Source organism: Sporosarcina sp. SAFN-015, assembly GCF_059415085.1.
Window position 1 is genome coordinate 35,697 of record NZ_JBPFDR010000014.1, and the last position, 9,352, is coordinate 45,048.

At 45.3% G+C, this 9,352-nt stretch carries 10 protein-coding genes and 1 rRNA gene; 1 reads left to right on the top strand and 10 read right to left on the bottom strand.

Annotated features, from left to right (window positions below):
• Positions 1–24: 24 nt before the first annotated feature.
• The 9 genes from ACR65H_RS17790 to ACR65H_RS17830 form a co-directional block, all read right to left on the bottom strand.
• On the bottom strand, positions 25–465 hold the full coding sequence (locus tag ACR65H_RS17790) for a YaaR family protein (RefSeq protein WP_440502201.1): 441 nt from the start codon (positions 463–465) through the stop codon (positions 25–27).
• 20 nt (positions 466–485) lie between these two features.
• Positions 486–815, bottom strand: a complete 330-nt coding sequence (gene darA / locus ACR65H_RS17795) for a cyclic di-AMP receptor DarA (protein WP_060206001.1) — start codon at positions 813–815, stop codon at positions 486–488.
• 100 nt (positions 816–915) lie between these two features.
• The gene (gene tmk, locus ACR65H_RS17800) at positions 916–1,560 is read right to left on the bottom strand and encodes a dTMP kinase (protein WP_440502202.1); all 645 of its coding nucleotides are present in this window, start codon (positions 1,558–1,560) and stop codon (positions 916–918) included.
• An 18-nt stretch (positions 1,561–1,578) separates the two neighbouring features.
• A complete protein-coding gene (locus tag ACR65H_RS17805) occupies positions 1,579–3,000 on the bottom strand; it encodes an aminotransferase class I/II-fold pyridoxal phosphate-dependent enzyme (protein WP_440502204.1) in 1,422 nt (473 codons plus the stop codon).
• A 253-nt stretch (positions 3,001–3,253) separates the two neighbouring features.
• Entirely contained in the window at positions 3,254–4,405 is a 1,152-nt protein-coding gene (locus ACR65H_RS17810) for an ABC transporter permease (protein WP_440502206.1), read from the bottom strand.
• 12 nt (positions 4,406–4,417) lie between these two features.
• Positions 4,418–5,596 carry an ABC transporter permease gene (locus tag ACR65H_RS17815; RefSeq protein ID WP_440502208.1) on the bottom strand — a complete coding sequence of 393 codons (1,179 nt, stop codon included), beginning with the start codon at positions 5,594–5,596 and terminating at the stop codon, positions 4,418–4,420.
• Positions 5,597–5,607: 11 nt separating this feature from the next.
• Positions 5,608–6,540, bottom strand: coding sequence for an ABC transporter ATP-binding protein (locus ACR65H_RS17820; RefSeq protein ID WP_440502210.1), 933 nt, complete (start codon positions 6,538–6,540; stop codon positions 5,608–5,610).
• 135 nt (positions 6,541–6,675) lie between these two features.
• Positions 6,676–7,329: a response regulator gene (locus ACR65H_RS17825; RefSeq protein WP_440502212.1), complete on the bottom strand. Its 654-nt coding sequence runs from the start codon at positions 7,327–7,329 to the stop codon at positions 6,676–6,678.
• Between the two features lie 2 nt (positions 7,330–7,331).
• Positions 7,332–8,534, bottom strand: coding sequence for a sensor histidine kinase (locus ACR65H_RS17830; RefSeq protein WP_440502214.1), 1,203 nt, complete (start codon positions 8,532–8,534; stop codon positions 7,332–7,334).
• Positions 8,535–8,722: 188 nt separating this feature from the next.
• Between ACR65H_RS17830 and ACR65H_RS17835 the strand changes: the two genes are divergently transcribed.
• Positions 8,723–9,223 (top strand): DUF4871 domain-containing protein, encoded by a 501-nt coding sequence (locus ACR65H_RS17835; protein WP_440502216.1) that lies wholly within the window; start codon positions 8,723–8,725, stop codon positions 9,221–9,223.
• 55 nt (positions 9,224–9,278) lie between these two features.
• On the opposite strand, the gene rrf is transcribed toward ACR65H_RS17835, so the two are convergent.
• Positions 9,279–9,352: ribosomal RNA gene (gene rrf, locus ACR65H_RS17840) — 5S ribosomal RNA — on the bottom strand; the annotation flags it as partial.

The window sequence follows — 9,352 nt, forward strand, 5'->3', positions numbered from 1 at the left end:
ACAAAAAACGTGTAAAACACGCACTCATCTATATAGATTAATGAGAAGCCCTTTGATTTCTCCGATTTTCCCTAGCAACTCGACAGACGTATGCTCATCATTCAATAAAGCTTCCGCCAATTCAATGAGCTTTTCGTCAATCGTCTGGACTGTTTTCAATCTTCTTCCTTCTCCGAATTGATTCCACGTATGTGATTGTTTCAATCCCATTCCGGATTCAACCGACTCTTTCAAGAAACGGCGGATGAGCATCTTAAATTTTGCCATATCCCTTAAATTCCGTGAACGGGCAAGACGGTCCCCTGCCGAAGAAATATCCCCAAGAAGTCTTGTAATCTGTTCCCCGTGCAAGCGTTCTTCCTGTTTCAGAACCATTTGACCAAACCGGGCGCTTCCTTGCGTCGTACGCAAGGGATCATTTCTGAATTTATCAGGCCCGGTCCGATACTCTCCATTCACTTTCATTACTATATCACCTCATTTCATCAGAAGTGATGAAATTGTTCAATCGGCAAGACGAATACCGTAGCGCCGCCCACTTCCACCTCTACAGGGTAGGGAATATAAGAGTCGGCGTTGCCGCCCATCGGTGAAACGGGGGCAACCATCTGATCGCGCGAACGGCAATTTTCGCGGATTAGTTCTAAAGCTTTCGGAACGAGGCTGTCATCCGTTCCGATGAGGAAAGTTGTGTTTCCTGAACGTAGGAACCCTCCTGTACTGGCTAGTTTCGTAGCACGAAAATCATTTTTCGTCAACGCCGCAGACAAACGGTTGCTATCTTGGTCCTGTACAACTGCCACAATCAATTTCACGGTACCCTCTCCTTTTAGCTTTTTTATATTATTTTACGAATACTGTTGATAAGCAATCATTTTCCAAATCAAGAGGTTAAAAGACCTCTACTACATTATATCATGAATCCTGTTTATTAATGAGTTGAGAACTTATAATTTTCCAAACATTTTCAGTTACTTCAGATAATGGTTTGCTGGCGTCTGTGCTGATGATGCGATCAGGGAATTGTTTGAGCAGTAATTGGTATCCTTCGTAAACCTTTTTGTGAAACTGTAAGGTTTCGTTGTCCAATCGGTTTTGTTCCCGCTCGCCGCTATTAGCAATTCGCTGGAGTCCTTCTTCCGGTGAGATATCGAAAAAGATGGTTACGTCGGGCATTGTTCCTCCGATGGCAAATGAGTTGATCGTCATGACTTCCTCCATGCCAAGTCCTCTTGCATAGCCTTGGTAGGCGAGTGAGCTGTCGATGAAACGGTCGCAGAGGACAATTTTCCCTTCATCCATTGAAGGGATGATTCTTTCGACAAGGTGCTGTCTCCGTGCCGCGGCATATAGGAGCGCCTCTGTCATGCCGTCCATTTCCTGATGTTCATTGTCGTGAATAATTTCCCGGATTTTTTCAGAGATGCGGATGCCTCCCGGTTCTCGGGTTAATATGGCCTTTTCGCCTTCTTGCTCTAACCTCTTATATATTTCTGCAATGACAGTTGTTTTCCCTGCCCCTTCAGGTCCTTCAAATGTAATAAATTTTCCTTTTGACATGTTTGATTCCTCCGACCTTCATTTCAATACAAATAGCTCTTTTTCGGCAAGACGAACAGTGCCTTGGAACCTTGCTCCGACCTTCATTAATGCCGATAATTCTTGGATGTGGCTTTCCTTGATCTCCTCGCCTTTAACCAATAACGGGATGCCTGGCGGATATGGGATAACAGATGCCGCTGAAATGCGTCCTTCTGCTTCATTCATCGATATCCATTCAGTTTCCATGTCTGTTATAGAAATTGGAGGGTATGCAAGCGTGGAGATGCCATCTGGCCAAGCAGCTAAACTTATTGAAATAGGGGTATCTCCTACTTTACCCAAGTTAGTGACTGCTGCAACCATTTTTTCCTTCCAAGCTTGTAATGGAGGAGTGAATTGTTCATTCCACAATGGTAGTATGAATAATATTTGGTACGTATCTGCGAGCTCCGCGTATATCCCTTCTGCTTCAAGAGCTGCTTGCAATGCGAATCCGGAATGCCCTTCAGCGCGTATTAACAGCTTTAATGGATCGTCCGTCTCCACAATCTCCAGGCGATCGATCCTCTTCAGCATCTGAATAAATGAGAATCGTAGCGCAACAAAATTACGTTTATCGTTATCCTTGTAGGAAGCAACGTATGCCCTCGCATCATCTAAGGAGGCCATAATTACATAAGACGGACTGCTGGATTGCAGCATCTGTAAGTAATGTGCAATTTTCTTTTCCGATATGTGATCCGATCGGACGTGCAGGAAAGATCCCATTGTCATGGCCGGTAACGTCTTATGTGCGGAGTGCACGACGACATCCGCCCCCATTTCAATCGCAGAGCGTGGAAACGGCTCGCCGATGATGAAATGCGCTCCATGCGCTTCATCAACTAAGACAGGGACAGAACGAGAGTGGCATAGTTCGATGATCTCCCTTAGCCCCTCCCCTGCGATGCCGTAATATGTCGGGTACGTCAAGACGACGGCTTTCGCATGAGGATACGCAGCGAGCGCTCTTTCCACCTGATCTGGAGTTAAGACGCCTGGAGTACGAGTATGCGCATCCCACGGTGGGCTGAGCAGTACTGGACGGGCTCCTGTCAATTCGATCGCATGGAAGACCGATTTATGGGCATTGCGCTGAACGATTATCGTGTCGTCCGCCCGGCAAGCAGCATAGATCATCGCCAAATTGCCAACCGTTGAGCCATTGACGAGGAAAAAGCTCCTGTCTGATCGGTATAGGTCGGAAAGAAGGCTTTCGGCTTCTTGAATAACCCCTTCCGCTTCATGAAGATCATCTAATCCGGTAAGCTCGGTAAAGTCGTATGTTAGTGCTTGCCTCATTTTATGGGGCAGCCCTGATAAAAGTCCATGCTTGTGCCCCGGTACGTGAAATGAAACCGGGGTCTGTTCGTTGAAATATTGTAACGCCTGCACAAGCGGGCGATCATTTTGATTCATTTAACGTTCCACTTCCTTTATCTGATTCTATTATAAAGGAAGTCTGTCATTGAAGGGTGAACTCTTTATCAGGAATTGAAAAAAGCCGGATTTCTCCGGCCCAGCCTGTTGACAAACGCTCGCATCCGTTGTTGCTCGTTTCGCTCGTCCGCTCATGAACTTTAGTTCTATTCGCGTCTTCGCTCAACTTCGCGCCTAGGCTGACAAGCGCTTTCAATCAGGCTGGGGAAGTCCCTGGCAATTGCTATTTGTCTTAAAAAGCATGTTTTATTCTCGACAAACCGATGGAAAGGAATACGATTGCAAACCCAAGCAATACAATGAGCGGCATGACGATATCCCCAATATTGCCGCCTTCCGAAATGAGCGTCGTAAATCCTTCCATTGCCCATGTCTGCGGAATGACTTTGGCGATTTTCTGCATAACGTCCGGCACGATGCTAATTGGCCAATAGACGCCGCCAAGCATGCAAGTCGAAATAATCACCAATGTGCCGATTGCGTTCTGCTGCTCGACCGTCTTCACGAAGCCTGCTATCGCCATACCGAGACCGACGACACAAAGGAGCAAGGCCGTGACGAGGAAAATCAATGCTACTGGTGTTCCCCAGTTGACGTCAAATAATATGGACGATAGCAAGATAAGAAGGAAAAACTGTATCCAGCCGACAATGAAGAACGATAAAAAATAGCCAAACAGCACTTGAAGACGGGTGACGGGTGTCGTAAACAATCTCGACCAAATACCTGTCTGCCTTGCCTCTAGCAGTATACCTGTCATCGAAAGCATCATAATCATAACGAACATGATTGAAAATCCTGCGGAGCTATAGGAAATGCCAGTTACCGGATTCCCCGAGGATATACTTGTTTGTTGTTCAGTCCAAACTTGGATTTGACCCCCATTATCGGTGATCCGTCCGTAGACAGATTCCCAGCTTTCATCAAAATAAGAACTTCCCACCTGTGCCGCCGCAACGTAAACGCCTACACCTTGTATCACCTGATTTACTTGTTGTTTGACGAGAGGCGCGGTTGCCATGCCGGGTGAAGATTGAAAACTGATGGCCGGCTCTTCATTGCGCAACTTAGATGCAATTCCTTTTTCCAATCTTACAATGCCCTGTACCTCTTTACTCGCCAATAACTCCTCTGCCTCGCTTGCTGCAACAAGCTCATACGTGATCATTCCATCGAGCATTAATCTCTGAATGATGTCCTTGGAAAGCGCCGTCTGTTCCTCGTCGACCAATGCGATCTGTAACGAATGAACCGCATCTTTTCCAAAAATGCTTCCGAATAAAAAAGTGAATAACAGCGGCATCGCGAACATTACGACTAACGCCGATTTTTTCTTGAATGTCCGTTTGATTTCAAACAGGCAAATCGATAAGATTTTCTTCACCCCGCATACCTCCTATGCAATCCGGCGTTTAAGCCGGAGGGAACTGATGAAAATGGATCCAACCCCTATACCGAGCAAAACCACTGCCGGCAGCCATAACGTGGACCATGCTGTTCCTGTCATGATCGAAGTGAAGCTCGTCAATGCCCATGAATTCGGCATTGCCATGGCAATTTTCCGCATTGCTTCAGGGAACAAGGAGAGAGGCAACATCGAGCCTCCAATCAGTGCCATTACTTGAACGCCTATGGTTCCGACGATATCCGCCATTTTCTCGTTCGACGTGAATGCTGCTACAACCATTGCCAATCCAGCTACCGAAAAAATATAAAAGAAGGTGATAAAAAGGATTTGCAGGATGGACGGACCCCAGTCGACCTTCAACAGGAAATGAGTGGCTCCTATGAAGATTAAAAATTGAATCCATGCAAATAGTAACGTGCCGATGAATTTCCCAGCCAGTAAGGAATGGACGGAAGTCGGTGTCATCATTAATCGTGACAGCGTTTCACTCCGCCTCTCCTGATGAAATGACTTTCCGCCCGCCATTGCGTTGAATAAAAGGAACATCGCCGCCATGGCCGCAGCATAGTACTTCATGGAGCTTACCGATTCTTCTTCAGGCGGCTCACTTACATAGGATCGTTGTTCATTCACCACTTTCCCTATCGAAGCGGCAAGGTCATATTGGATGGCCTCCCTATCGTCCGATGACAAGACTGCCGCCTCCGTCAAAATGGCACTTGTCGAATTTGTAATTGCTTGCGACATGTGAGCGAACGTTTCGATCAACTGCTGAATGACGATCGCTTCCGTTTCTTGCCCGGATATTGGCAGGATGACTGCACGGTCCTCCGTTCCAGTGCCCCATCCATCAGGAAATAACAAGCCGACATGCACTTCCTGTTCATCCATCCAATCCATAAGTTGCTTCTCCGACTCCGCCAGTTCGACTGTGATGGCAAGCCCATCATCATCCAGTGTCCGGATGATGATGTCGGACATTGCGTCTGTTCCAGAGGAGTAGACGCCTAAAATCGTTTCGGGCATACTAACGCTTCCCATCACCCCTTTCAAGGCGGAACCTAAAATGACTGTTAACAAAATCGGCATGAGAATCATCATCAGAATGGCTTTACGGTCTTTCAAGTGGATTTTCGCATCTTTAACGGCTATCAAAAGGCTCTTCATTTCAGTCCCTCCTATTCACGCAAAGAGCGTCCCGTTAATTGCAAAAATAACGTTTCCAAATTAGCTTCTTTAAGCTGCATATTGTGTATCGTCATCCCTGATCGACTCGCTAGCAGAATGATATCCGAAACTATTTCCATTTTCGACTGCAAATGCACATCGATTTCCTCCGAGGCTTGGACAGTAACCTTTGCCACTCCGATTAGCTTCTTTACTTGTTCAATAAATGTGGGGTGCAATGAATCGACTGTAAGCTTCAACACGGTTCCTCCCGCTAAACGATTGCTCAAATCCCTTTTCGTGCCGCTTACGATGAGCTTGCCTTCATCAATGATCGCAATCCGCTTGCAAAGAAATTCGACTTCTTCCATATAGTGACTCGTGTAAATGACAGTCATTCCTCGTTCATTCAATGCTTTCACCGTCTCTAAAATATGATTCCTCGATTGGGGATCAATGCCGACTGTCGGTTCGTCCATAATGAGCAGCTGCGGCTCATGCATGAGAGCAGCCCCAATATTGATGCGCCTCTTCATCCCGCCTGAAAAGGTTTCGATGCACCCTTTCGCCCGTTCGGTGAGCCCTACGATTTCAAGCACTTCCTTCGCACGGGATTTCGTCTTTTTGCTGGATAACCCGTACATCTTCCCCCAAAACATTAGGTTATCGAGCGCTGACATCGTCGGATAAAGTGCGATGTCTTGCGGAACAACTCCTATCATCTGTTTCGTTTCCTTCAGATGTTTGCCTACAAGCTTTCCATTCATCCGGATTTCACCGGATTCATACGGAATCAGCCCGCATATCATCGAAATGAGCGTCGACTTTCCCGCGCCATTCGGACCAAGCAAGCCGAATGATTCTCCTTTTTCAACCTGAAATGATACCCCTTTAATGACCTCGTCTGCATTAAAACTCTTTTTCACATTCGAAAGTGTAAGCAATCTCCGCAGCCCCTTTCTTTACTTCCATCTTAATAAGGAATTCCTTTTTTTACATCGAGCGCGCGATAGACTTTAAAGGCATGAAAAAAACGGCATCGATATGCCGTTTATCACGTACGTATGCAAAAAGTAATGTCAAAACCTCGTTATTCCATAACGGACGGCGTAAATAGCCGCCTGCGTCCGATCACGGAGCCCAAGCTTTTGAATGACATTGGAAACATGGTTCTTGACCGTCCCTTCGGTAATGAACAACGTATCCGCAATTTCCTTATTATTCATACCTTCGCCAAGATGAGTGAGAACTTCCATTTCCCGGTCAGATAAGTCTTCTATTCTTTCCGGCATTTTAATGGGGCTGCTATGATTTTTCATTCTAAGCTCTGCCAGCACTTGCGAAGTGAACTCCTTCGGCAATACGACACCGCCATGATGGACGGTAAGAACCGCTTGGACAATCGTATCTGTCGGCATATCCTTCAGCAAATACCCACTCGCCCCTTCTTCAAGTGCATCAAAAATATATTCACTGTCATTAAAAGTCGTCAAAATCAATACTTTCACATCAGGCAGACTGTCTTTTAGTAGCCTTGTCCCTTCAACACCGTTCACGCCGGGCATCCGAATATCCATTAACACAATATCCGGGAGAAGCGCAACCGCTTTTTGCAACGCATCACTACCATCCACGGCCGTTCCGACAACCTCAATCTCTGGCCGTAAGCCGAGCAATGTGCCGAGCCCTTCTCTTACTAACGGTTGGTCATCGACGATCATGATCTTGATCATACTTATACCCCCACTTCCTTCTGTTGAAATGGCAATGCAATATAAATCCCGAAGCCTTCCCCCTCCACGCTTTCGATTGCAAATGAACCTCCATGCTCCGCAACCCGTTCCTTCATATTAATCAACCCAAAATTCGGGTGAATATTCTTCTGTCCGATTCCATTGTCCTTAATCGTCAAACGGACTTCCTTTTCCGTTACAAAAATCTCTACAAGGCAAACATCTGCATTCCCGTGCTTCTTTGCATTTGTTAGACCTTCCTGTATAACCCTTTTAATCGTCGGCTCCAACGACTTGGGAATTGAAGAGAATTCACCTTTCACTAAAAGGCGTGTTTCCATAAGCGTCATCGTGGAAAACTCATCAAGCAGCTCCTGCAACACCTTGTGGAAGGAAATTCCCCGATCGTCCTCTTTCAATGTCCTGACCGACACTCGAAGTTCATGAAGGGAATCCCGTGTCAACTGCTCGCAGAGGGCAATCACTTCTTTCGCTCTTTCTGCATCTCTTTCTGCCATCTCACGAGCCACTTGCAACTGGACAACCAATGCCGTCATTTTATGGCCGACTGTATCGTGGATTTCTCTCGCTATCTCATTCCGCTCCCGAATGGCCGTCAACTGCTCCACTTGTTCGGCATACTCCCCCAATTGCCTGTGCGCAGCCTGCAAAGCTTCATGCGACTCATTCAACTGCCCATATTGAAGCGAAATCGTCTCTTTCGCATGATGGAAATTTCGAATGAGGCTCCCGACGAATGCACCATAAAAGACGAACATTCCGTTGACAATATTACTTGAGAGAGAGAATCCACCAGTCTGAAGATAGATCCGTAAGCTGATCATTATCCATACTGCGATAAACAGACCTGAAAAAAGACTAAGAAGCTTTTTTTGATCGTATAGTATAAAAACGGTTGTGGACAAGATGCCGAAAAAGATTAAGTACAAGTATCCGCTCTCGGCAAATAAAAAGCCGAATCCCGTAATGATAATAAAGTCAATTGAAGAACAGAGAATCCGTGTCTTCTCTCGAACGTTAGCCATTTGAATAAAATGACTAATGATGAAAATAGGAATGGCAACAATTATATAGGTCGTCCGGAAATCCTCAATTCCACTCGTCATTTGAAGAAAATAAGCACTCAGAATGACGAGCATCAGGACTCTCACTAATGAGAATAAAAACAAAGAGAAACTTTTCATGCACACTCCTCCAAACATTTATTCATCGGTCCGTTTTTATGCATCTAATAATCTAATCATGAACTACATAATTTCTTAAAGCAATAGTATCCTTTTAGTAACTATAGTTGGAGTGAAATAAAAATGAATGAAAGTTGCTAGAATTGATATGGAGAATAGGCTTTATTTTAAATAAGGGAGAGGATTTTTTGAAGCTGAAAACTTGGGGATGTATTGTTTTTTGTTTGTTTGTTCTCATTATTGGTTGTTCTAGAAATGAGCTAGTTGAAAGCAAAATTCAATTCCCTGAAGACATTCCAAACTTTGTAGCAGAGAGTGATGTAGAAAAAATTAATTGGGAAAATAAAGCAGTTACATTCAATGGAAATATAATCGGTAATGAAAATAAATCAGGCGTAATTGGTGCTGACATGCCAAGCATTACTACCAAACAAAAGTGGATGTGGCATCTTTGGGGGATTGAGGATCCTGCAGCAACCAATCTAACGGTCGTTGGTTTCCACAGAGATTCGGGCACTATCCATAAAATATTAACATCAGGTTGGATGACAGGCTTAGGAGGAGCAAATAATGGAGCAGATGCACACGCACCTTCCAATGTACGCATTCCTGAGCGAGGGGAATGGGCAATATTGCTTTATACCGATGAAGAATTATTTGATGTATTGATCTATGAAATTAATGAATGATGAGTCTACTTAATTTCAAACACAAAAAAAACCATCCCCACAGGGGATGGCCTTTGCCCGGCGACGTCCTACTCTCACAGGGGGAAGCCCCCTACTACCATCGGCGCTGAAGAGCTTAACTTCCGTGTT

Bases quoted from the DNA above. Each gene is read 5' to 3' on its own strand.
- ACR65H_RS17825 (WP_440502212.1), bottom strand. From the start codon at position 7,329: ATGATCAAGATCATGATCGTCGATGACCAACCGTTAGTAAGAGAAGGG.
- tmk (WP_440502202.1), bottom strand. From the start codon at position 1,560: ATGTCAAAAGGAAAATTTATTACATTTGAAGGACCTGAAGGGGCAGGG.
- ACR65H_RS17790 (WP_440502201.1), bottom strand. From the start codon at position 465: ATGAAAGTGAATGGAGAGTATCGGACCGGGCCTGATAAATTCAGAAAT.
- ACR65H_RS17815 (WP_440502208.1), bottom strand. From the start codon at position 5,596: ATGAAGAGCCTTTTGATAGCCGTTAAAGATGCGAAAATCCACTTGAAA.
- ACR65H_RS17805 (WP_440502204.1), bottom strand. From the start codon at position 3,000: ATGAATCAAAATGATCGCCCGCTTGTGCAGGCGTTACAATATTTCAAC.
- ACR65H_RS17830 (WP_440502214.1), bottom strand. From the start codon at position 8,534: ATGAAAAGTTTCTCTTTGTTTTTATTCTCATTAGTGAGAGTCCTGATG.